At 70.4% G+C, this 22,188-nt stretch carries 22 protein-coding genes; 13 read left to right on the forward strand and 9 right to left on the reverse strand.

Features of this window, described 5'->3' with window-relative positions:
- Window positions 1–2: 2 nt before the first annotated feature.
- Genes Aco04nite_RS12575 through cofD form a run of 3 tightly spaced genes read right to left on the reverse strand, consistent with a single transcriptional unit; the run spans window position 3 to window position 2,535 of the window.
- On the reverse strand, window positions 3–560 hold the full coding sequence (locus tag Aco04nite_RS12575) for an NUDIX hydrolase (protein ID WP_212997428.1): 558 nt from the start codon (window positions 558–560) through the stop codon (window positions 3–5).
- Complete coding sequence (locus Aco04nite_RS12580) at window positions 557–1,579, reverse strand: coenzyme F420-0:L-glutamate ligase (protein WP_212997429.1); 1,023 nt, start codon at window positions 1,577–1,579, stop codon at window positions 557–559. Before Aco04nite_RS12580 ends, Aco04nite_RS12575 begins: the two co-directional genes overlap by 4 nt.
- A complete protein-coding gene (gene cofD, locus Aco04nite_RS12585; RefSeq protein ID WP_212997430.1) occupies window positions 1,579–2,535 on the reverse strand; it encodes a 2-phospho-L-lactate transferase in 957 nt (318 codons plus the stop codon). Before cofD ends, Aco04nite_RS12580 begins: the two co-directional genes overlap by 1 nt.
- Before the next feature lie 116 nt (window positions 2,536–2,651).
- Between cofD and Aco04nite_RS12590 the strand changes: the two genes are divergently transcribed.
- On the forward strand, window positions 2,652–3,911 hold the full coding sequence (locus Aco04nite_RS12590) for a hypothetical protein (protein WP_212997431.1): 1,260 nt from the start codon (window positions 2,652–2,654) through the stop codon (window positions 3,909–3,911).
- A 22-nt stretch (window positions 3,912–3,933) separates the two neighbouring features.
- On the opposite strand, the gene Aco04nite_RS12595 is transcribed toward Aco04nite_RS12590, so the two are convergent.
- Window positions 3,934–4,377, reverse strand: coding sequence for a cation:proton antiporter family protein (locus tag Aco04nite_RS12595; RefSeq protein ID WP_212997432.1), 444 nt, complete (start codon window positions 4,375–4,377; stop codon window positions 3,934–3,936).
- Window positions 4,378–4,382: 5 nt separating this feature from the next.
- Entirely contained in the window at window positions 4,383–4,742 is a 360-nt protein-coding gene (locus tag Aco04nite_RS12600) for a cation:proton antiporter family protein (protein WP_212997433.1), read from the reverse strand.
- An 81-nt stretch (window positions 4,743–4,823) separates the two neighbouring features.
- On the opposite strand from Aco04nite_RS12600, the gene Aco04nite_RS12605 reads away from it, so the two are divergent.
- Both Aco04nite_RS12605 and Aco04nite_RS12610 read left to right on the forward strand, forming a co-directional pair.
- Complete coding sequence (locus tag Aco04nite_RS12605; RefSeq protein WP_212997434.1) at window positions 4,824–7,319, forward strand: bifunctional FO biosynthesis protein CofGH; 2,496 nt, start codon at window positions 4,824–4,826, stop codon at window positions 7,317–7,319.
- Between the two features lie 458 nt (window positions 7,320–7,777).
- Window positions 7,778–8,035 carry a WhiB family transcriptional regulator gene (locus tag Aco04nite_RS12610; RefSeq protein ID WP_015619224.1) on the forward strand — a complete coding sequence of 86 codons (258 nt, stop codon included), beginning with the start codon at window positions 7,778–7,780 and terminating at the stop codon, window positions 8,033–8,035.
- Between the two features lie 450 nt (window positions 8,036–8,485).
- Here the strand turns inward: Aco04nite_RS12610 and Aco04nite_RS12615 are convergent, their stop codons facing one another.
- Entirely contained in the window at window positions 8,486–8,866 is a 381-nt protein-coding gene (locus Aco04nite_RS12615) for a metallopeptidase family protein (RefSeq protein ID WP_203842698.1), read from the reverse strand.
- 292 nt (window positions 8,867–9,158) lie between these two features.
- Between Aco04nite_RS12615 and Aco04nite_RS12620 the strand changes: the two genes are divergently transcribed.
- Window positions 9,159–9,524, forward strand: a complete 366-nt coding sequence (locus tag Aco04nite_RS12620; RefSeq protein ID WP_203842655.1) for a DUF3499 domain-containing protein — start codon at window positions 9,159–9,161, stop codon at window positions 9,522–9,524.
- Between the two features lie 49 nt (window positions 9,525–9,573).
- On the opposite strand, the gene Aco04nite_RS12625 is transcribed toward Aco04nite_RS12620, so the two are convergent.
- The gene (locus tag Aco04nite_RS12625; protein WP_244875942.1) at window positions 9,574–10,491 is read right to left on the reverse strand and encodes a polysaccharide deacetylase family protein; all 918 of its coding nucleotides are present in this window, start codon (window positions 10,489–10,491) and stop codon (window positions 9,574–9,576) included.
- Between the two features lie 112 nt (window positions 10,492–10,603).
- Window positions 10,604–12,019, reverse strand: coding sequence for an aldehyde dehydrogenase family protein (locus tag Aco04nite_RS12630; protein WP_212997435.1), 1,416 nt, complete (start codon window positions 12,017–12,019; stop codon window positions 10,604–10,606).
- Between the two features lie 150 nt (window positions 12,020–12,169).
- Here Aco04nite_RS12630 and Aco04nite_RS12635 point away from each other — a divergent pair, with 150 nt between their 5' ends.
- The 3 genes from Aco04nite_RS12635 to Aco04nite_RS12645 are packed head-to-tail and all read left to right on the forward strand — an operon-like array spanning window position 12,170 to window position 15,323.
- Window positions 12,170–13,402, forward strand: coding sequence for a sigma-54-dependent transcriptional regulator family protein (locus Aco04nite_RS12635; RefSeq protein WP_212997436.1), 1,233 nt, complete (start codon window positions 12,170–12,172; stop codon window positions 13,400–13,402).
- Between the two features lie 11 nt (window positions 13,403–13,413).
- Window positions 13,414–14,937 (forward strand): acetaldehyde dehydrogenase ExaC, encoded by a 1,524-nt coding sequence (exaC, locus tag Aco04nite_RS12640; protein ID WP_212997437.1) that lies wholly within the window; start codon window positions 13,414–13,416, stop codon window positions 14,935–14,937.
- Window positions 14,937–15,323 (forward strand): DUF779 domain-containing protein, encoded by a 387-nt coding sequence (locus tag Aco04nite_RS12645; protein ID WP_212997438.1) that lies wholly within the window; start codon window positions 14,937–14,939, stop codon window positions 15,321–15,323. Before exaC ends, Aco04nite_RS12645 begins: the two co-directional genes overlap by 1 nt.
- Here the strand turns inward: Aco04nite_RS12645 and Aco04nite_RS12650 are convergent.
- Window positions 15,283–16,002 carry a class I SAM-dependent methyltransferase gene (locus Aco04nite_RS12650; RefSeq protein WP_244875943.1) on the reverse strand — a complete coding sequence of 240 codons (720 nt, stop codon included), beginning with the start codon at window positions 16,000–16,002 and terminating at the stop codon, window positions 15,283–15,285. The genes Aco04nite_RS12645 and Aco04nite_RS12650 overlap by 41 nt on opposite strands.
- A 186-nt stretch (window positions 16,003–16,188) precedes the next feature.
- Here Aco04nite_RS12650 and Aco04nite_RS12655 point away from each other — a divergent pair, with 186 nt between their 5' ends.
- The 6 genes from Aco04nite_RS12655 (at window position 16,189) to manA (ending at window position 21,913) form a co-directional block, all read left to right on the forward strand.
- The gene (locus Aco04nite_RS12655; protein ID WP_212997440.1) at window positions 16,189–16,755 is read left to right on the forward strand and encodes a DUF3455 domain-containing protein; all 567 of its coding nucleotides are present in this window, start codon (window positions 16,189–16,191) and stop codon (window positions 16,753–16,755) included.
- 172 nt (window positions 16,756–16,927) lie between these two features.
- Complete coding sequence (locus Aco04nite_RS12660) at window positions 16,928–18,307, forward strand: phosphomannomutase/phosphoglucomutase (protein ID WP_212997441.1); 1,380 nt, start codon at window positions 16,928–16,930, stop codon at window positions 18,305–18,307.
- A 61-nt stretch (window positions 18,308–18,368) separates the two neighbouring features.
- A complete protein-coding gene (locus tag Aco04nite_RS12665) occupies window positions 18,369–18,563 on the forward strand; it encodes a Trm112 family protein (RefSeq protein WP_212997442.1) in 195 nt (64 codons plus the stop codon).
- A gap of 2 nt (window positions 18,564–18,565) precedes the next feature.
- Window positions 18,566–19,786, forward strand: a complete 1,221-nt coding sequence (locus Aco04nite_RS12670) for an SIS domain-containing protein (RefSeq protein WP_212997443.1) — start codon at window positions 18,566–18,568, stop codon at window positions 19,784–19,786.
- Window positions 19,783–20,742: a cation diffusion facilitator family transporter gene (locus Aco04nite_RS12675; protein ID WP_212997444.1), complete on the forward strand. Its 960-nt coding sequence runs from the start codon at window positions 19,783–19,785 to the stop codon at window positions 20,740–20,742. Before Aco04nite_RS12670 ends, Aco04nite_RS12675 begins: the two co-directional genes overlap by 4 nt.
- A 37-nt stretch (window positions 20,743–20,779) precedes the next feature.
- Window positions 20,780–21,913, forward strand: coding sequence for a mannose-6-phosphate isomerase, class I (gene manA / locus Aco04nite_RS12680; RefSeq protein ID WP_438874910.1), 1,134 nt, complete (start codon window positions 20,780–20,782; stop codon window positions 21,911–21,913).
- Window positions 21,914–22,188: the final 275 nt, after the last annotated feature.

Raw genomic sequence — 22,188 nt, forward strand, 5'->3', positions numbered from 1 at the left:
GCTCAGCGGTCCATGCGGGCGAAAGCGGGTGCCAGTTGCTGGACCACGCCGTTGGCCAGGGGTGACGGGAGGGCGTCGGCGGGGAACCAGGCCAGATCGGCTGACTCGTCGCTGATCTGCTCGATGGCGCCGGCTGGGCAGATTGCCAGGTAGCGGACGTCGTAGTGCCAGGATTCGGCGGCCGGTTGGCCGTCGGCGGGGGCGCAGCGGACGGCGTGGATGTCGATGTCGATCGGGGTGGGGTCGAGGCGCAGGGTGGTGATGCCGGATTCTTCGGTGGCCTCGCGCAGGGCGGCTGCGGCGAGCGTCTCGTCGGTGGGTTCGCAGTGGCCTCCGAGCTGCATCCACAGGCCAAGGCGACCGTGGAGGCAGAGCAGGACGCGGCTGTTCTCGTCGACGATCAGGGTGCTGGCCGTGACATGGCCCGGGCGGTGGGCGCGGGTTGTCGTGGCCGGCCCTGCGGTCAGGAGCTCCAGCGTGCGCTTGCGGCCCAGCTCCGCGGCGTCGGAGGTGGCGTTCCAGCCGTTGAGGGTGCTGACGGCGTCGTCGTAGAGGGTCACGCGGCGGCTCCGGAGACGGCGATGGTCGCGCCCGACTCGTCGTAGGCGATCGTCGACGCCAGGCCCTCGGAGGCCAGCGCCGCACGCAGCCGGTGCACGTCGGCGCCGAAGCGCATGAGAGCTGAGGGCGACGACGAGGGCGCGGTGCAGCGCAGGGTTTGCGGGGATTGGACGTCCACGGCGTCGGACATTCCCGCGACCTCGATCGCCCGCTGGACGGACTCCTCGGACGCGGGACGGTCGGTGGCGGTGTCGGTGAGTGCTGCCGCGTCGCGCAATCCCGCGGCACGGGCCTCCGCGGTGCCGAGGGAGAACATGTCGCTGGCTGCGTCGCGGAGCAGGACAGCGGCGCCGGGGCCGGGGTCGTCCCGGGTGCCCGCGCCGGGGTAGCCGCGCACGACCGCGACCGGCACCTGGTCGCACTTGCCCTTGACGAGCTCGCCTGCGGCGGCCAGCTCGTCGATGACGGCGATCTGGGTGAGCTGGAGCTCGTTGCCGTATGGGTCGATCTCGCCGCGGTGGTCGCGGATGGGGTCGATGCCCGCCGCGCCGAGCGCCACGTCGGTCAGGCCGTTGCGCCAGGCCCGGCCCATGGTGTCGGAGACGATCACGCCGACGTGCAGGCCACGGGTCGCGAGGTCGGCTCGCAGGCGGCGGGCCGAGTCGTCGGGGGCGGCCGGCAGGAGGACGAGGTGGGTCTTGTCGACGTTGGAGGCGTCGATGCCCGCGGCGGCCATCACGAAGCCGTGGTGGGTCTGCACGATCGAGGTCGGGCCGCGGCGGGCGACCACGCGGCGGGTCTCGGAGTCGAGCACGCGGACCCGGGCGGCCTCGCGCTCCGGTCCGTCGGCGGGGACCTCGACCAGGCGGCCCTCCGCCTTGGAGACGATCTTGCTGGTCACGACGAGCACGTCGCCGTCACGCAGCCAGGGGGCGTTGCGGGTGATCAGCTCGGCGAGGTCGTCACCGGCCGTCACGTCGCCGATGCCCCGCACCGGCAGAACCTCGAGCCCCTCCATCAGGCAACCCCCGCAAGATCCAGAGCGGCGGCGACCATCGAGGCCGTCGCCTCCTCACTCTTCATCCACAACGGAACTGCTTTTACACGTACGCCGGGAACGTCGGTCCCGTCATCCGTGGTGTCGACCAGCCAGCCGTCCAGCAGGCCCTCACCGGACCGGGCGCCGTAGAGCCCGCCCACGCCGGCCGCGCTGACCTCGACGCCCAGGGTGTCGAGGCACCGATCGGCCATGCCGCGCACGGGCGAGCCACCGATGATCGGCGAAACCCCGACAACGGGTGCCGGACCGTTCTTCACGGCGTCCCTGAGCTCCTGCACGGCGAGAATCGGCGCGACGGAAACCACAGGATTGCTGGGCGCCACGAGCACCACGTCGGCGGCGGCGATGGCCTCCAGCACCCCGGCGGCGGGCTTCGCGGCGTCCGCGCCCACGAAGACGAACCGGTGTGTCGGCACGTTCCCGCGGTAACGCACCCACCACTCCTGGAAGTGGATCGCCTTGCGCTCGTCCTCGACGTCGACGACCACGTGGGTCTCGAGCCGGTCGTCGGTCGCCGGGATCATCGTGATCCCCGGCTGCCACCGCTCGCAGAGGGCGGCGGTGACCTGCGACAGGGGATAGCCGGCGCTGAGCATCGTGGTGCGTACGAGATGAGTGGCCGTGTCCTTGTCGCCGAGGCCGAACCACGTCGGCTCGGCACCGTATTTCGCGAGCTCCTCCTTGACCACCCAGGTCTCACCGACGCGGCCCCAGCCGCGCTCGGGGTCCGCCGCGCCGCCCAGCGTGTACATCACACTGTCGAGGTCCGGACATATTTGCAGGCCGTGCATGCGAACGTCGTCACCGACGTTCACCACCGCCGTGACTTCGGCACCGATGCTCCGCGCATAAGCGCGCACGCCCACCAGGAAACGGGCGCCACCGATGCCCCCGGTCAGGACCACGATCCGCATTCGTCCATCCTTGCGCACCGGAGCCCGGTTCGTGGCCCGTGGGTGGCGGGTGTGATGTGGCTATCGGGACTACGCTGAGTGCCCCTGCCCCGAATCCCCCATCCAGGAGAGCAGCTGTGACCAGTACGCCACAGCCCGGTTCGGCCCAGCCCGGCTCCGGCCCGGCCCAGCCCAGCCCGGGTCCGGAACAGCCCGGCTCGCCGCCCGCGCCGTCGGGTGCGGGCGCCCGGCCCGGCCGCCCGGTCAGCGAGCTGCTCCGCCCCCTGCGCGACCTCGCCGTGTACGCGCTGGTCGGCGCGCCCGCGGTCTGGCTCTTCGTAGCGATCATCCGGCTCATCCCCTCGGACGTGGGGCTGACCTTCCTCACCCGGGCGCAGAACAGCTTCTACAGCTTCGTCAACATCGAGCTGATCGTGATGCCGCTCGCAGCTGTCCTGCTCGCGCACCTGTTCCAGCCCCGGCACCCGCAGGCCCGGCTGGTGACGATCGTCGCCCTCGTCGAGTACGCCGTCGCCGGCTTCTTCGCCGTGGTCTTCGGCTTCCTGATCGCCATCGTGTCGATCGCGGGCAGCGCCATCCGGATCGCCTTCGAGGAGTTCCTGGTCCGGGCTGCGTGGCTCGCGGTGTTCGCGCTCGCGGCCTACGCGGTCTTCCTGATCTGGCGCAGTTTCTACTACGCGCCGCGCCCCAAGCCGGTCACCGGTCCGGGTCAGTACGGCAACCCGCAGCAGGCGTGGGGTCTCCCGCCGCAGGGCCAGTCGCCGCAGGGCCAGCCGCCCTACGGCCCGCATGGTCAGCAGGGCTTCCCGTCCGGCCAGCCGGGCTACCCGCCCGCTCAGCCGGGTCAGCCCGGCTTCCCCCCGGACCCGCAGGGCTACCCAGGTCAGCAGGGCCACCCAGGTCAGCAGGGCCCGCAGGGTCACCCAGGTCAGCAGGGCCAGCCGGGCTACCCGGGTCAGCAGGGCCAGGCACCGTACGGTCAGGCACCCTACGGGCAGGCGCCTTATGGCCAAGCGCCCTACGGCCAGCCGGCCGCGTCCCCGCCGGACACGTGGGGTCAGCCGCAGCAGCCCGCCTGGGGTGGCCCGACCGGCCAGCAGCCCGTCGTCGCCCAGCCCCCGACATCAGGCCCGCCGGCCCAGCAGCATTCCGCGCCGCCGGCCCCTCCCGGCCCGTTCGCACCTCACCCGGGCCAGCCCCAGTCGGGTCAGCCCCAGTCGGGCCAGCCCCAGTCGGGCCAGGCCCAGTCGGGTCAGGCTCAGCAGGGCCAGCCGCAGCCGGGCGCTTTCTCTGAGCCGACCGAGGCATTCCGTACCCGCGCGCCCGAGCAGGACGAGCGCACCCAGATCGTCGGCGACGAGCCCCCGCGAAGCTGAACGATGACCGCGGGCGCCGGGCTCACTCCCCGGCGTCCGCGGTGTCGGCCCTGAGGCGCAGCTCCTCGGCGTCCAGCACCGACTCGATCCTGCGCAGCACGATGTCGTCGATCCTGCGTTCGTCGCGCAGGAGCACCACGACCCGGCGTTTTTCGCTGATCAGGGCGAGCCGGAGCGCGCGGTACTGCCCGCGGCGGTTGAGGCCGTCCGGCGCCGGGCCCGCCTCGGTCAGTTCGGTGCGGCGCTCCTCGACCTCGGAGCGGACGAGCGCGGTGATCTCCGGGTCGACGTCGAGCCGCTCGGCTTCGCCCGGGAGCAGTTGGAGTGCGGCTTCGACGGCGCGGCTTTCGGCGTACGCCATCTCGGTCTCGGAATTGTCTGTCGGTAGGTGTGCCCAGCGCAGCACAGCGGGCAACGTCAGGCCCTGCACGACGAGGGTGACCAGGATGACGCCGAACGTGACCACGATGATCAGGTCGCGCCCCGGAAACCGGCCCAGGCGTTCGGCTGACGGCCCCGGAAACCGATCCGGCGGGCCCGTTGCTGCGGGCGGCGGTCCAGCGCCCTGATCAGGCACGGCGTGGTGTTGAGCCAGACCAGCCGGGTGCCGATCACCGCGGCGGCGACGAGCAGGGCATCAACAACGGCAGTCCCCAACGGGTACGAGGTCAGGTCGTTGACGGCGCTGCGCAGCTCGAGCCCCACGAGGACGAACAGGGTGCCGTCGAGCAGGAACGTCGCGAGCTGCCAGAAAGCGCGTACCCGGATCCGCTCCTGCGCGGCGATCAGCAGCGTGCCGGCCTGGCTGATGTAGAGCCCGGCGACGACCACCGCGAGACCACAACCTGTAGCGCCGACGTCTCCATAGCGTCAGTTGACCTTATTTCGGCCTAGGCTGCACGGGTGGTAGCCGTGGAAACAACGCCGACCGAAGCAAGCATCCGCCGAGCGCTCAAGCGTGCCGCCGAGGGTAAGGCGATCGATCCCGAGGAGGCGGGTGCGCTGCTCGCGGCGCAGGGAGCCCAGTTCGACGAGCTGCTGACGATCGCCGGGGGCATCCGGGACGCGGGTCTGCGGGAGGCGGGACGGCCGGGCGTTGTCACGTACTCCAAGAAGGTCTTCATTCCGCTGACGCGGCTCTGCCGTGACCGATGCCACTACTGCACGTTCGCGACGGTCCCGCACAAGCTGCCCGCCGCTTTCCTGGAGCGCGACGAGGTGCTCGCCATCGCCCGCGAGGGTGCCGCGCAGGGCTGCAAGGAAGCGCTGTTCACGCTTGGTGACCGCCCCGAGGACCGCTGGCCCGCCGCGCGGCAGTGGCTCGACGAGCGCGGCTACGACTCCACCCTCGACTACGTGCGTGCCTGCGCCATCGCGGTGCTGGAGGAGACCGGCCTGCTGCCGCACCTCAACCCCGGCGTGCTGAGCTGGGACGATCTGCAACGGCTCAAGCCGGTCGCGCCGAGCATGGGCATGATGCTGGAGACCACCGCGACGCGGCTGTGGTCCGAGCCGGGTCAGCCGCACTACGCCTCGCCCGACAAGGAGCCCGCAGTCCGGCTCCGGGTCCTCGCCGACGCCGGCCGGGTCGGCGTCCCGTTCACCACCGGCATCCTGATCGGCATCGGGGAGAACAGGGCCGAGCGGGCCGACGCCATCTTCGCGATGCGTCGCGCCGCCCGCGAATACGGCCACATCCAGGAAGTCATCATCCAGAATTTCCGCGCCAAGCCGGACACGGCGATGCGTGGCATGCCCGACGCCGAGCTGCGCGAGCTCGCGGCGACCGTGGCGGTCTCCCGGATCATCATGGGCCCCCGCGCCCGGGTCCAGGCGCCGCCGAACCTCATCGACTCCGAGTACGACCTGCTGCTGCGCGCCGGCATCGACGACTGGGGCGGCGTCTCACCGGTGACCCCCGACCACGTCAACCCCGAGCGCCCCTGGCCGCAGATCGAGCAGCTCCGCGAGATGTCCGCCCGCTCGGGCTTCGAGCTCCGGGAACGCCTCACGATCTATCCCGAGTACGTTCGCCGCGGCGCCGAGGGCTGGCTCGATCCCCGCCTCGCCGCGCACGTGGCCGCGCTCGCCGACCCGTCCGGCCTGGCCCGCGAGGACGCCGTCCCGGTGGGTCTGCCCTGGCAGGAGCCCGACGACGCGTACGCGACGGGCCGCACCGACCTCTTCGCCACGATCGACACCACGGGCCGCACCGAGGACCGCCGCGGCGACTTCGACTCGGTCTACGGCGACTGGTCGTCAGTGGCGTCCCACGTCAGCGTGGACACCGCCGGCCCCTCGCTTCCGACGGATGTCCTGGCCGGCCTGCGACTCGCCGCGTCGAACCCGGCGCAACTGCTGCTGCCGGAGCACGAGGACAAGGCGATGGCCCTGTTCAATGCGGACGGCTCCGCCCTCGACGAGATCGCCCGCATCGCCGACGACCTGCGCCGGGACGTGAACGGCGACGACATCACGTACGTCGTCAACCGCAACATCAACTTCTCGAACGTCTGCTACGTCGGCTGCCGCTTCTGCGCCTTCGCCCAGCGCGAGAAGGATGCGGACGCCTACCGCCTGTCGGTCTCGCAGGTCGCCGACCGGGCCCAGGAGGCCTGGCGGGACGGCGCCACCGAGGTCTGCATGCAGGGCGGGATCGACCCCAAACTGCCCATCACCGCGTACGCCGACCTGGTCCGCGCCGTGAAGGAGCGGGTGCCGGGGATGCACGTCCACGCGTACTCCCCGATGGAGATCGTCACGGGCGCCTCCAAGGCGGGTGTCTCCGTCCGCGACTGGCTCACCGAGCTGCGCGAGGCCGGCCTCGACACCATCCCCGGCACCGCCGCCGAGATCCTCGACGACGACGTCCGCTGGGTCCTCACCAAGGGCAAGCTCCCGGCGTCGACCTGGATCGACGTCGTCACGACGGCCCACCAGGTAGGAATCCGGTCGAGTTCCACCATGATGTACGGCCACGTCGACCACCCTCGCCAATGGCTGAACCACTTCCGCGTCCTCGCCGGGATCCAGGACGTGACCGGCGGCTTCACCGAGTTCGTGGCTCTGCCGTTCATCCACACCAACGCCCCGATCTACCTGGCGGGGATCGCGCGCCCGGGTCCCACCTGGCGCGAGAACAGGGTGGTCCACGCGATGGCCCGGATCCTGCTCCACGGCCGCATCGACAACATCCAGTGCTCGTGGGTGAAACTCGGCGACGAGGGCACCATCGCGATGCTGAACTCCGGCTGCAACGACCTGGGCGGCACCCTGATGGAGGAGACGATCTCCCGGATGGCCGGATCCGAGAACGGCTCGGCCCGGACGGTCGCGGAGCTGAAGGAGCTCGCTGCCCGGGCCGGTCGTCCCTCGGCGGAACGGACCACTGTCTACAGCCGTCGCTGAGCCGTGGTGCGCGCCGCTCCCGGGTCTGCTCGATCCCGGTGATCCACAAATCCCTGCCGTGATTCGGCGTGTCGGCAGGGTGGTCCGCGGGGGAGCGGACGCGAGTGGGTGTCGGATTTTGGCGCGGCTGCGGGTGTGCCTTACCACGGGTGGTCTCGGGAGGAGTGGTGGGTACATTACAAATTGGGGTAATTTGGACTAGACGCGCCGACTGAGCGTTACCTCGCGACCGCCCGGAGAGATAGGGCAGGAACGGGACCGTGAGGTGATGGCGGCGCCTCGTGGAAACGGGCCTATTTATCAGGTTCGGCTTGACGACGCACGTCTTACACGCGTGTAATTTCGGTGGGGTTGCAGGAAAGGGGCGTCGCGAACCGCTCATTTCCTGCAAGAAACACGCCGCGTGCGTGGGGGGTCAGCGCTGGCATCGCTGCCGGCGCGGAAAAGGAGGCACGCCGATGGAAGCGCAGGTAGAAGGGGTAGACCTGCTCGGGGACGCGCCCGAGTGGCAGGAGCGGGCGCTGTGTTCGCAGACGGATCCGGAAGCTTTCTTCCCGGAAAAAGGCGGCTCGACCCGCGAGGCGAAGCGAATCTGCGGCCGCTGTGACGTCAAGGCCGAATGCCTTGAGTATGCACTCGGTCACGATGAGCGATTTGGAATCTGGGGCGGCCTCTCCGAACGGGAACGCCGCAAGCTCAAGCGCCGGGTTGCCTGACCGATCTGGAAAACTCTCGTCCTGACGCTGGGGGGCCCATCGACGAGAGGCCGACAAGGCGAAAACAGCGCTGCTGCCGCGATCCGGCAGGGCAATCAGTACGTTTTTCCCACGATCGCCAGCTAGGCACGGCCGGAATCAGAAAGTCGCGAGCCCACGAGGTGGGGGCCTCATGGGCCGGGCCGCGCGGTGCGGGCGACCTCAGGTAACAGCACGCCCGCCCCGAAATGCCGCTCTCCACTCGCGGCCCGGCGCGAAACCGAGTTCGCGCGGAATCGCCCGGGCCTCGCGAGTCACCCCGCCATGCCACCCCGTCATGTCACCCAGCCATGCCACCCAGCCATGTCATGGCGCCGCGGTCCTCACCGAGCCGAGTGGCCCGCGGGATCAGGACAGTGGCCCGCGGGATCAGGACAGTGGCCCGCGGGATCAGGACAGTGGCCCGCTGGATCAGGACAGCTCGTCGGGATCCATGCCGAGCAGGTTGGCGACCTGCTCGATGATCACGTCGTGGACGAGGTCGGCCAGGTCTTCGCGGTCCATGGCCCGGAATTCGAGGGGCCGGCGGTAGAGGACGATCCGTGGCGGCAGCTCTTGGCGGCCGGGACGGCCGGGGAGCAGGCGGGCGAGGGGGACCTCGCCGTCCTCCAGGACATCCGAGTCGTAGACGTTGAGGTCCGGTGGGACGTCCTCGACGGCGAACTCGACGCCGGCCAGCTCCTTCGCGTAGCGGCGTTCGAGGCTTTCGACCGTGTCGAGGACGAGGTCGTCGAAGATCTCTGCCTTGGTGCGGGCGAGCGGGACGGTGGCCGGGACGAGCCGCCCACGCAGCCCGCGCCCGTGCCTGTCACGGCGGGCGGGACGGCCCGGTCCGGCTGCGCGCGCCGTGCGCCCCGGCTCGGAGCCGGACCGTTGGCGGTCGGGACTGGTAGTCACGCCGCCAGCCTAGCCCGCAAACGCCGCCGCCCGTGGTCAGGCTGTGTCGAGCGCGTTTCGAGTGCGGTAATTCGTCCCATTGGGGCGGCGTGTCGGGGCATCATGTCAAAATCGTGATGCATCGTTGGTCGGCGTGTCGCGGCTGCATCGGGCCCCGTGCGAGCGTGCTTAGAGATAACGTGCCGCCGTGAGGTCCCCACGGCGCTGCTCCCGTAACGGCTGTCCCCGACAGGCGGTCGCCACCCTGACCTACGTCTACAACGATTCGACGGCCGTGGTCGGCCCGCTGGCCGCTTTCGCGGAGCCGCACACGTACGACCTCTGCGAACCCCACGCCCGCAGCCTCACCGCCCCCCGAGGCTGGGATCTGGTCCGCCACGACGGTGACTTCGCCCCGCCGCCGCCCACCACGGACGACCTCGTGGCCCTCGCCGACGCCGTCCGCGAGGCAGCCCGCCCGGCCCCGCCGCCCCGCCCGGAGGAGCACGACAACCTCCCGGGCCACCAGACCGGCCGCCGCGGCCACCTCCGCGTCATTCCGCCTTCCCACTGAAACGGGTCGGCCCCGGCCGTCATGGCCGGGGCGACGAACCCGATGTGGGTCAGAGAGCGTTGTCGACGGGCAGCGCGATCAGCGTGAAGCGGGTCTTCAACCAGGGGATCAGCGTCCGGTAGGCCTTGATGGTGTCCGGCTGGCCGTAGTCGTGGGACAGGATGATCGCGCCCTTGGTGGTGTGCTTCTTCACCGTGCTGATCACCCGGGCCGTGTGGGTGGCGTCCGTCTCGCCGGCCGGGTGGTCCCAGTCGCGGGGGTCGAGGTCCCAGTAGATCGAGGTCATGCCCAGGTCCGAGGCCGCCTTGACGAGGGCCGGCGTGAAGTTGCCGCCCGGGGCCCGCATGTACTTGATCTCGGCGTCGGGGACCGCGGCGTGGATGGCGTCGTTGGTCTTCTGCAGGTCCTTGCGGATCGCTGCCGGGCTGCCCTTGCCGAGGGTCAGGCTGTGGTTCCAGCTGTGGTTGCAGAGCGTGTGACCCTCCTCGACGATCCGGCGCACCAGGTCGGGGTGCGCTGCCGCCTGCTGGCCGACCAGGCAGAACGTCGCCTTGATGCCCTGCTCGCCGAGCAGGTCCAGCAGCGCCGGCGTCTGCACGGGGTCCGGGCCGTCGTCGAAGGTCAGCGCCACATCCTTCGTACCCGTCTTCATCAGGCTGTTCGCCGGCCCGCCGTGATGCGCTGCGGCAGGCGACGATGACGGAGCCTCAGAGGAAGGAGTGGGCGCCTCGGAGGAAGGAGCGGCGGGCGCCTCGGAGGAAGGAGCGGCGGGCGCCTCGGGCGAAGGCGCTTCGGAGGAGGGCGAGGCGGGAACGGAGGTCTCGGCGGAGGTCGCGGCGGACGTCGCGGTGGGGGAGGACGAGGGCGCGACCCACGACGCGGACGGCGAGGCAGCCGCGTAGGCCGTGCCGCAGCCGGCCAGTCCGGCCAGCGCGAGGCCGGTCACCATCAGCTTGAGGTTGCGCATTTCTCTATCTCCGTCCGCGGAAGCAGCACTAAGGACGAAGAGAAATATGCTCGGGTACGTTGCCTGATGGCGCCGGCCCGCACAGGCCTGGCACAGATGGGGGAGATGATCTCTAGAGATCGACTCCGGTGAGGACCATGACGCGCGGCTCGGTGTAGTCCTCCATGGCGCTGGCGACGCCCTCGCGACCCACGCCGCTGCCCTTCACGCCGCCGTAGGGCATCTGATCCGCGCGGTAACTGGGGACGTCGCCGACGATGACGCCGCCCACCTCGAGGGTGCGGTGGGCTGTGAACGCCGTCTGGAGGTTGTGGGTGAAGACGCCGGCCTGCAGCCCGTACGCCGAGTTGTTGATCGCGGCGAAGCCGGCCTCGTCGCTGGGGACCTCCGAGACGACCAGGACCGGGCCGAAGATCTCCTCGGCGACGACCTTGGCATCGGCGGGGACGCCGGTGAGGATCGTCGGGGCGTAGGTCGCGCCGTCGCGTTTGCCGCCGGTCACCACGGAAGCACCCGCCGCCACGGCTTCATCGACCCAGGACTCGACCCGCTTGGCCGCGTCCTCGCTGATCATCGGGCCGACGTCGACCTTCGGGTCGGACGGGTCGCCGGTGACCAGGGCGTTGACCGCGGCGGTCAGACGCGGGAGCAGGTCATGGCCGGCGTGCACAAAGACCCGCTGGACGGCGATACAGCTCTGACCCGCCTGGTACGTCCCGAACGTCGCGATGCGGGAGGCGGCCCAGTCGAGGTCGGCGTAGTCGGAGCAGACCAGCACCGCGGCGTTCCCGCCCAGCTCCAGCGTCACGTGCTTGTCGGGGGCGGCCCGCCGGATCGACGCGCCGACCGGGCCCGAGCCGGTGAACGAGACGATCGGCAGACGGGGGTCGGTGACGAGAGCCGAAGCGCGGTCGTTCGGGATCGGCAGCACGGAGAACATGCCCGCCGGCAGGTCGGTCTCGGCCAGGATCGAGCCGAGCAGCAGCGCCGTCAGCGGGGTGGCCGGAGCGGGTTTGAGCACGATCGGCGCGCCCACGGCGATGGCCGGTGCGATCTTGTGGGCGACCAGGTTGAGCGGGAAGTTGAACGGCGAGATGCCCAGGACCGGGCCGCGCGGCACGCGTTTGACCACCGCGATGCGCCCGGTACCACCGGGGTCGGTGTCGAGGCGTTGCAGGCTTCCGGAGAACCGGCGGGCCTCCTCGGCGGCCCAGCGGAACACCGAGACGGCCCGGTCGGCCTCCAGCAGCGCCCACTTGAGCGGCTTGCCGTTCTCCGCCGTGATCAGCTCGCCGATCTCCTGACGGCGTTCGGCGATTCGCCGGGAGACGTGGTCCAGCGCGGTTGCGCGGACGTGCGCGGGCAGGGCCGCGGCCTCGGCGGCGACCGCTGCGGCTGCGGCGACCGCGGCTTCGACCTGGTCATCTTTTGCCCAGGTCGTACGCCCGACAGCGCGCCCGTCGTACGGATGAGTGACCGCTACCTCGTCGTCGCCATGAGCCGCAGAACCCGCCACATAGAAGTCCACCTCCCAAACATATGCTCTGCCGCTACCCAAGCCTGGACCATCAGTCGGCGGAGTTGGGTCCTGACCCGAGCCGGGGGCTATCAAACGCAGACGTCACAGTTGTTGTCGTGGGACGTGACGTGGGTCACGATGGGGGTCTGGAGGTACCGCATGCCCAATCCCTGGCTCGCCCTCGACCTTGGCGCTGACCCCGCCGAACGCATGAGTCAGGTGGGCCGCGCCCATGAGCGGTTCCTCACCGGGGGGACCGCGGAGGTGCGATCGGTGGTCGCCGACTCGTGGCGGCGCTCGGCGGGTGCGCGGGTCAGCCCCGATGGCACAGCACCTATCGACCTCACCGATGGCGACCTGGACGCGTACCGTGCCGCCCATCCGCTCGCCCGGGTCCTGCCGATCTTCCGGGACCTGCTCGGCGGGCTGGCGGAGGACGGCGCGCACCTGATGGCGATCTGCGACGCGCACGGCCGGATGCTGTGGGTCGAGGGCCACCCGTCGGTGCTGCGCGGTGCGGAGTCGATGAACTTCGTGCCGGGGGCACGCTGGGACGAGGCGCACGCGGGGACGAACGCCCCGGGTACGGCGCTCGCGCTCGACCACTCGGTGCAGATCTTCGCCACCGAGCATTTCACCCGGGGTGTGCAGCGCTGGACCTGCGCGGCGGCACCGATCCACGACCCGGCGACCGGGCTGCTGCTCGGGGCGGTCGACGTGACCGGCGGCGATCATCTCGCTCATCCGCACAGCCTCGCCCTGGTGCGCGCGACCGCCCTGGCAGCGGAGGCGTACCTGCGATCGCAGGGTCCCGAGGCCGCCACCGTTTGCGTGCTGGGGCGCGAGGATGCCGTCCTCTCGGTCAGGGGAAAGCGGATCCGGCTCGGGCGCCGGCACTCGGAGCTGCTGTGCCTGCTGCTGTTGCACCCGTCCGGGCGTACAGGTGACCAATTGGGTTTTGATCTCTATGCGGATGACCTGAGCCCGGTGACGGTCCGGGCCGAGCTCTCGCGGCTGCGTCGGATCCTGGGCCCCGAGCTGCTGGACTCGCGTCCCTACCGGCTGCGCACCGAGGTGGTCGCGGATTTTGTGACCGTGACCCGGCTGCTGGAGCGCGGGCTGGTCGCGGAGGCGCTGGAGTCCTATGCCGGGCCGCTGCTGCCGTCGTCGGACGCGCCCGGTGTGGTCGCCCTGCGGCATCAGATCCATTCCCGGCTGCGATCCGCCGTGCTGGCTTCCGCCGACTCCGCACTGTTGTCCACCTGGGTGAATGCGGCCTGGGGCGCGGATGATCTCCAGATGTGGGAGGCGCTCCCCGGGTCCGGGGAACAAATCGCCCGCCTGCGCGCGGAGTACGGGCTTGCAACGTCTGTGCAACGTTCCCGTAACTAACGTCCGCGGGCATGACCGTTTACGCCCCGCCCGGGACCGAGGGCTCGATCGTCAAATACGAGACCCGCTACGACCACTGGATCGGCGGCGAGTACGTACCGCCCGCCAAGGGCCAGTACTTCGACAACCCGTCCCCGGTCACGGGGCAGACCTTCTGCGAGATCGCCCGCGGCACCGCCGACGACGTCGAACGGGCGCTGGACGCGGCCCACGGCGCGGCACCCGGCTGGGCCCGCACCTCGGTCGCCGAGCGCGCGAACATCCTGAACCGCATCGCCGACCGGATGGAGGCGAACCTCGAAAAGCTCGCGGTCGCCGAGAGCTGGGAGAACGGCAAGCCGGTCCGGGAGACGCTCGCCGCCGACCTGCCGCTCGCGGTCGACCATTTCCGCTACTTCGCCGGCGCCCTGCGCGCCCAGGAGGGCAGCCTCGGGGAGATCGACGACGACACCGTCGCGTACCACTTCCATGAGCCGCTGGGTGTGGTCGCCCAGATCATCCCGTGGAACTTCCCCATCCTGATGGCCGTGTGGAAGCTCGCCCCCGCGCTGGCCGCCGGCAACGCCGTGGTGCTCAAGCCCGCCGAGCAGACCCCGGCCTCGATCCACTACCTGATCTCGCTGGTCGGCGATCTGCTGCCGCCGGGCGTACTGAACATCGTCAACGGTTTCGGCGTGGAGGCGGGCAAGCCGCTCGCGTCGTCGAAACGGGTCGCCAAGGTGGCTTTCACCGGCGAGACCACCACCGGGCGCCTGATCATGCAGTACGCCTCCGAGAACATCATCCCGGTGACGCTCGAGCTCGGTGGCAAGAGCCCGAACCTGTTCTTCGACGACGTGAGCCGCGCCGACGACGACTTCATGGACAAGGCCCTCGAGGGCTTCGCGATGTTCGCGCTGAACCAGGGCGAGGTCTGCACCTGCCCGTCGCGCGCGCTGATCCAGCGGGGCCACTACTCGGACTTCCTGGCCGCGGGCGTCAAGCGCGTGGAGAACATGAAGCAGGGCAACCCGCTCGACACCGACACCCAGGTCGGCGCGCAGGCCTCCAACGACCAGCTCGAGAAGATCCTGTCCTACTTCGACATCGGCAAGCAGGAGGGCGCCAAGATCCTCATCGGCGGTTCTCGCAGCGAGCTCGGTGGCGACCTCGCCGGTGGCTACTACGTGCAGCCGACGGTCTTCGAGGGCTCGAACTCGATGCGGATCTTCCAGGAGGAGATCTTCGGCCCGGTGGTCTCGGTGACCTCGTTCACCGACTACGCGGACGCCATCAAGATCGCGAACGACACCCTCTACGGGCTCGGGGCCGGCGTCTGGACCCGGGACATCAACCAGGCCTACCGCGCGGGTCGCGAGATCCAGGCCGGACGGGTGTGGACCAACTGCTACCACCAGTACCCCGCGCACGCCGCGTTCGGCGGGTACAAGCAGTCGGGCATCGGCCGCGAGAACCACAAGATGATGCTCGACCACTACCAGCAGACCAAGAACCTGCTGGTCAGTTACTCACCCAAGGCCATGGGCTTCTTCTGATGGGTACGGGTACGCGTGTCGAGGTCACTCCCGCGGCGGCCGATGTTCTCCGGTCGCTGCGGGGGCGGCACGGTCCGCTGATGTTCCACCAGTCCGGCGGATGCTGCGACGGCAGCGCCCCCATGTGCTACCTCGAAGGGGAGTTCCGGACCGGCGCCAGCGACATCCTGCTGGAGGAGCTGCACATCGACGGCTTCGACGAGCCGGTCTCCTTCTGGATGAGCACCGCACAGTACGAAACGTGGAAGCACACGCATCTGACCGTCGACGTCGTCCCGGGCCGGGGCAGCGGGTTCAGCCTCGAAGCCCCGGACGGCGTCCGCTTCCTCATCCGCAGCCGCCTGCTCACGCCATCCGACGGCCAACCGCAAAACGGAAGTGATTGACCAGCAGGTAACCCCCACCATCATTTCGGTACGCCCGCGCGGCCCCGATCACCTCGGGGGTGAGTCCGGGGTCCTCGCCGAGGAGAATGCCGCGGACCAGGGTGGCCTCATCGGGCACCCGCCACGGCACCTCGGCGAGCCCGGCGGCGATCACGGTGAGCCCGCCGTCCTCGAGCAGCTCCTCGAGGCCGCCGGGCACCCGCAGGTCGCCGTCCGGGGCCGGCGGGCCGTCCGCGAGCGCCTGCTCCACCGCGTCGAGGTCGTTGAGCGCGCGTTCGGCCCAGTTGGCGACCGCCACGTGCCCGCCCGGCGCGGTCACCCGGATCAGCTCGGCGAGCCCGTCGTCGGTGTCCTCGGCGAACTGCAGCGAGTTGAACGCCGTCACCAGGTCGAAACTCGCGTCGGGCCAGGGGAGATCCTCGGCGCCGGCCTCACGCAGGTCGGCCACCCGGGCCGCGGCGAGTGCGAGCATGCCGGGTGCGGGATCGGCACCGGCCGTCGACAGTCCGCGGCTCTGGGCGTACGCGAGGAATTCGCCCCCGCCGCACCCCACGTCGAGCACCCGAGCCCCAGGCCCCGCGCCACTCGCGTCGAGGACGGCGCGCCACGCGGGCTCGGCCGTCGCGCCCCACACCTCGCTCCAGATGCCGGCGATCCCGGACCAGTGATCTTCGCTCACGGGACCACTTTTCACCCTGAGCAATTTTCACGTTGAAGAGGGGTCATTTCGACATCCATTGAGCCAGATGGGCTTTTCGGGTAATGTACGTCGGCCATTTGGGGCAATCGATGAATTTCTCGAACGATGCTCCGCCCGGCTCCGTGCTGCTCGTTGGACACCCGAGTCTCAATAAGGAGCACCACCATGCGGACCCACCTCCGTACCGCGATCCTCGGCGGCGCTGCAGTCGCAGTCGTCGGCGCGCTCACCGCCGTGACCTTCAACGCCTCCGCCGCCGAGACGACGGCCCGGCCGCGTCCGGTCATCACCTCCGCCGCTCCCTCGGCCTCCGCCTCCACCGCTCCCGTGGGCATCAACCCGCCGGCCGGCCTGCGGAAGATCGGCACCTACAAGGTCGTCAAGGGCACCCAGACCTACACCTGCGCCGCGGGCTCCTTCGCGGGCGCTTCGGTCCCCGAGGCCCAGCTGGTCGGCACCGGCGGCTGGATCCACCACTTCAAGGGCCCGAGCTGGCAGTCCGCGCGTGACTCGTCGCTCGTCACCGCCACGAAGGTCGCCGAGAAGCCGAAGACCGGCACCATCGCCGAGCTGCTGCTCCAGGTGAACAGCCACACCGGCACCGGCATCCTCTCCAGGGCCGCCTACATCCAGCGCCTCAACACCTCCGGTGGCGCTGCCCCGGCCGGTGAGTGCACCGACGGTTCCACCACTGCTGTCGCTTACAACGCCACGTACGTCTTCTGGGGCTGATCTTCGGATTTTGTTCAGGGCGGCCCGGAGTATTCCGGGCCGCCTTCCTTTTTGTCCGCTGAGAAAGCTCGTTGTAACAACACCGACCCGGTGGTGGCACGCAGTTGCCACCTTGTCGCTATCAGTGCTCCGTTAGTCTCTGCGGGACAGTAAATCGCCCAAGGAGTGTGCGTTGACTGACCTGTCCCAGCTCGTGAAGGCTTACGACGTCCGTGGCGTCGTGCCCGAGCAGCTCAACGAGACCGTAGCCCGTGCACTGGGCACCGCGTTCGTCGAGATGCTGCGGGAGTCCGGTGACGATGCCGAGAAGATCGTCATCGCCCATGACATGCGTGAGACCGGCCCGGCCCTGGCCGCCGCCTTCGCCGCGGGAGCCAATTCCGCCGGTGCGGCGGTCGTGCACATCGGCCTGGGCTCCACCGATGAGCTCTACTACGCGTCCGGCGTGCTCGGCCTGCCCGGGGCGATGTTCACCGCGAGCCACAACCCCGCGCAGTACAACGGGATCAAGCTCTGCCGCGCCGGCGCCAAGCCGGTCGGGCAGGACAGCGGCCTGGTGATCGTGCGTCAGCGCGCCGAGCAGCTGCTCAGCGATCTCGACTCGGTCGGCGAGATGCCGGACGCGATCGAGCACCGCGACCTGCTCTCCGGATATGCCGAGCACCTGCGCAAGCTGGTCGACCTCAGCGGCATCCGCCCGCTCAAGGTCGTGGTCGACGCGGGCAACGGCATGGGCGGCTACACCGTCCCCGCGGTGCTCGGCGACCAGATCCTCCCGGGCCTGCCCCTGGAGATCGTGCCGATGTACTTCGAGCTCGACGGCTCGTTCCCCAATCACGAGGCCAACCCGCTCGACCCGAAGAACCTGGTAGACCTGCAGGCCGGCGTGGTCGAGCACGGCGCCGACCTCGGGCTCGCGTTCGACGGCGACGCCGACCGCTGTTTCGTCATCGACGAGAAGGGCAACCCGGTCTCGCCGTCCGCGGTCACCGCGCTGGTCGCGAAGCGTGAGCTGGCGAAGTCCCCGGGCGCCACGGTCATCCACAACCTGATCACCTCGGCCGCCGTGCCGGAGATCATCAAGGAGAACGGCGGCACCCCGGTGCGCAGCCGGGTCGGCCACTCCTTCATCAAGGCCGAGATGGCCCGCACCAACGCCATCTTCGGCGGCGAGCACTCCGCGCACTACTACTTCCGCGACTTCTGGTTCGCCGACACCGGCATGCTGGCCGCCATGCACGTGCTCGCCGCGCTCGGTGGCCAGGACGAGCCGCTCTCGGCCTTCGCCGCCGAGTTCGAGCGCTACAGCGCCTCCGGTGAGATCAACTCCACGGTCGCCGACGCCAAGGCCACGACTGAGAAGGTGCGGGCCGCCTTCCCGGACGCCGAGATCGACACCCTCGACGGTCTGACGTTCCAGCTCAAGGACGGCTCGTGGTTCAACCTGCGCGCCTCCAACACCGAGCCGCTGCTGCGCCTGAACGTCGAGGCGCCGAAGCCGGACCGGATGGCAGCCCTGCGGGACGAAGTGCTCAGCATCGTGCGCGGTTAGGATCACCTGGTCCTAGTAGGGGGAAACTGCCCCTAGTCCCGCGTCACGAAGGAGCCGTTCGGTGGCCCTCGACCCGCAGTTGCTGGAGATTCTGGCCTGCCCGGACACGCACCACGCACCGCTGGAGTTCGACGCCGCCGCGTCGACCCTGACCTGCACCGAGTGCGGGCGGGTCTTCCCGGTGCGCGACGACATCCCGGTGCTGCTGCTGGACGAAGCGCTACCCGGCTCCGGCCCGCACAGTGAGGTGGCCTGACCATGGCGAGTCCCAGGGAGAACGGCGTCGGTCTGACCGGCAGCCGGATCGCCGACGAGTCGCGGCTCGAGGACGAGAAGGCGATGCTGGCCCAGGATCCGGGCGGCATGCTCCGGGCCACCGCCTCGGCGGGCGCGCAGGTCCGCGAGTCGGCCGCGCTGGCCGCCGAGGCCAACCTGCAGGTCCTGGCCGACGAGGGCCGCCCCCGGGCGGTCGTCGTCGCCGGCATCGGCACGGCCGGCCTGACCGGCAGCATCCTGGCCACGGTCGCCGGCCCGCGCTGCCCGGTCCCGGTGATCGGGCACCGCAGCGCGGGCGTGCCGGGCTGGGTCGGCGCGGCTGACGTGGTCATCGCCGTGTCCGCCTCCGGGCGCAGCCCCGAGGCGCTCGCCGCTGCCGACGCCGCGGCCCGCCGTGGCGCGCGCCTGGTGGCGATCGGCAACCCCGACTCCGAACTGCAGGCCATGGCCGAGCGGGCCCGGGCGCCGTTCATCCCGGTGCCCCGCCGCGCGCCCGCCCGGGCCAGCCTGTGGGGCCTCGCCGTGCCGGTGCTGCTCGCGGCCCGCGCGCTCGGCCTGGTCAAGGTCAACGAGGCCGACCTGGCCGAGACCGCCGCCCGGCTCGACGCGGACGCCGAGCGCTGCCGCCCCGGCGCCGAGGCCTTCGTCAACCCGGCCAAGTCGCTCGCGCTCGGCCTCGCCGGCTCGGTGCCGATCGTCTGGGGCTCGTCCCCGCTCGCCACGGTCGCCGCCCGCCGTTTCGCCGACACGCTCGCCGCGAACGCCCGCTACCCGGTCATGGCCGGTGCGCTGGGCGAGGCCGGCCGGGGCCGGGTCGGTCTGCTCGACGGACCGTTCGGCGGGCTCGCCGAGTCGGGCCGCGACATCTTCGCCGACCCGGGCGACGAGGTGGAGAGCACCAGGTTGCGCCTGGTCGTGCTCCGCGACGGTGGCCTCAACCCCGAGGACGACGCGGACGAGCCGGTCGCCGTCGAGGAGCGTCGCGCGGAAGCCGTCCAGGTCCTCGCCGAGCGCCGTGGCGTACGCTGCGACGTCCTCACGGCGGAGGGCGGCTCCGCGCTGGAGCGGCTGGCGTCGCTCACCGCGGTGCCCGACTTCGCCTCGATCTACCTTGCCCTGGCGCACGGCCTCGACCCCATGGCCGTGCCCGCCATCAACGAGATGAAGGAACTGTCGAACCCCATGCCCGAGGCACTTCAGTGAGCGCAGGCGGCGGAACGAAGGCGATTCTCGCCGCGCTGGGGGCCAACCTCGGCATCGCGGTCACCAAGTTCATCGCCTGGCTGCTCACCGGGTCGTCGTCGATGCTGGCCGAGGCCATCCACTCGGTGGCCGACTCCGGCAACCAGGCCCTGCTCCTGCTCGGCGGCAAGCGCTCCACCCGCAAAGCCACCCCCGAACACCCCTTCGGGTACGGCCGGGAGCGCTACATCTACGCGTTCATCGTCTCCATCGTGCTGTTCAGCGTCGGTGGCCTCTTCGCGGTCTACGAGGGCTACCACAAGGTCCGGCACCCCGAAGCGATCGACGCGTGGCAGTGGGTGCCGCTCGCGGTCCTGGTCATCGCGATCTGCCTCGAGGGATATTCCTTCCGGACGGCGATCAAGGAGTCCAACCACACCCGCGGCAAGCAGACCTGGGTCAACTTCGTGCGCCGCGCCAAGGCCCCCGAGCTGCCCGTGGTCCTGCTCGAGGACGCCGGCGCGCTGGTCGGCCTCGTGCTCGCGCTGATCGGCGTGGGCCTGACCCTGATCACCGGCAACGGCGTCTGGGACGGCCTCGGCACGCTCGCCATCGGCCTGCTGCTGGTGACCATCGCGATCGTCCTGGCGATCGAGACCAAGAGCCTGCTGCTGGGCGAGGGCGCCAACCCCGAGGACGTCAAGAAGCTGGAACAGGCCATCGTCGCCGGCCCCGGCGTCGAGCGCATCATCCACATGAAGACGCTCTACCTCGGCCCGGAAGAGCTCCTGGTGGCGGCGAAGATCGCGGTCCCGCCGACCGAGAGCGCCGAGGAGGTGGCCCGGCACATCAACGAGACCGAGATCCGCATCCGCGAGGCGCTGCCCGTCGCCCGGGTGATCTACCTCGAGCCGGACATCTACAGCCCCAAGAAGGCTCCGAACCCGACGGCCTCCGACGCGGCCGTCGCCAACTGACGAAACGGGGGCGGCCACGGTGGCTGCGGTATTTCCCTTGACCGGAGTCATCCGGCCCTACGCCTGGGGATCGCGCACAGCGCTCGCCGAGCTGCAGGGCCGGCCGTCGCCGAGCGACACCCCGGAGGCGGAGCTCTGGCTCGGTGCCCACCCGGGAGACCCGTCCACGATTGACGGTGTCTCGCTGGCGACCCTCATCGAGAACGATCCGAAGGGCCAGCTGGGTACGGAGGTCGCCGACGAATTCGGCGTACGCCTGCCGTATCTCATGAAGGTCCTGGCCGCCGCCGCCCCGCTGTCCCTGCAGGCCCACCCGGACGCCGACTACGCGAAGATCGCGTGGGCGGCTCAGGAAGCCGACCCGGACGCCCCGAAGAACTACACCGACGCGTTCCACAAGCCGGAGATGCTGGTCGCGCTCACGCCGTTCGAGGCGCTCTGCGGCTTCCGTGACCCGGTCGAGTCGGCTGCTGTGCTGGAATCCTTCGGCATCGAACGGCTAGGCCCGGTCGTGGCCGCCCTGCGCACGGGCGTCACCGGGTTGTCCACGGCGGTCAGGACGCTGCTGACCTGGCCCGCCGATGATCGCGCCGCACTGGTCGAGGAGGTCGTCGCTGCCGGCACCTCACCGCTGGCGACCAGCATCGCGGGCTTCTACCCGGGAGACCCGGGCGTTCTGGTCGCGCTTCTCCTCAACCACGTACGCCTGGAGCCCGGCGAAGCAATCTGGATGCCCGCCGGCAACCTCCACGCCTACCTCTCAGGGCTGGGCGTCGAGATCATGGCGGCCAGCGACAACGTGCTCCGGGGCGGTTTGACGCCCAAGCGCGTGGACGTCGACGAGCTGCTGCGGGTCCTGCGTTTCGAGGTTCTCGAGGATCCGATCCTGCCGGCAACCCCGGTCAGCCCCGCTGTGGTCACCTGGAAGGTGCCGGTGCGGGAGTTCGCCCTCTTCAAGTACGAGCTGGGAACATCCACGCCGCCGCTGAGCCTGCCGCCGACCGGGCCACGGATCGTGCTGGGCACGGCAGGGGACGTGTATGTCGCCGAGGCCGTGGACGGCACGCCGGTCGAGGTCACGCCGGGCATGGCGGCCTACATCCCGGCCGAGACCGGAGCTGCCACCGCAGCCGGTCTCGGGGAGATCTTCGTGGCGGCCGTCGCTTCCTGACGGCGCAACTCGGCTGGCTCGCTCCGCCGGCGCAAATCGGCCGGTCGGCAGGGTCGGGGTCGGCCGGGTCGGGTCGGGTGGGTCGGCTAGGGCGGGTCGGTCGGGCGGGTCGGCTCGGGCGGACGGGTTTGGGGCTTTGAAGGGCGCGTAACCCCCTGCGGGTGCGCGTCCTTTGGCTTTCTTGGGGTTACGTAAGACGAAATTTCCGGATTTGCTTGACATGAGGGTTGCGGAGTGTGAATCTATAAACACGCAGCGTCAATGGTGATCGGGGG

This window comes from Winogradskya consettensis, from assembly GCF_018332715.1.
Lineage (GTDB): Bacteria > Actinomycetota > Actinomycetes > Mycobacteriales > Micromonosporaceae > Actinoplanes > Actinoplanes consettensis.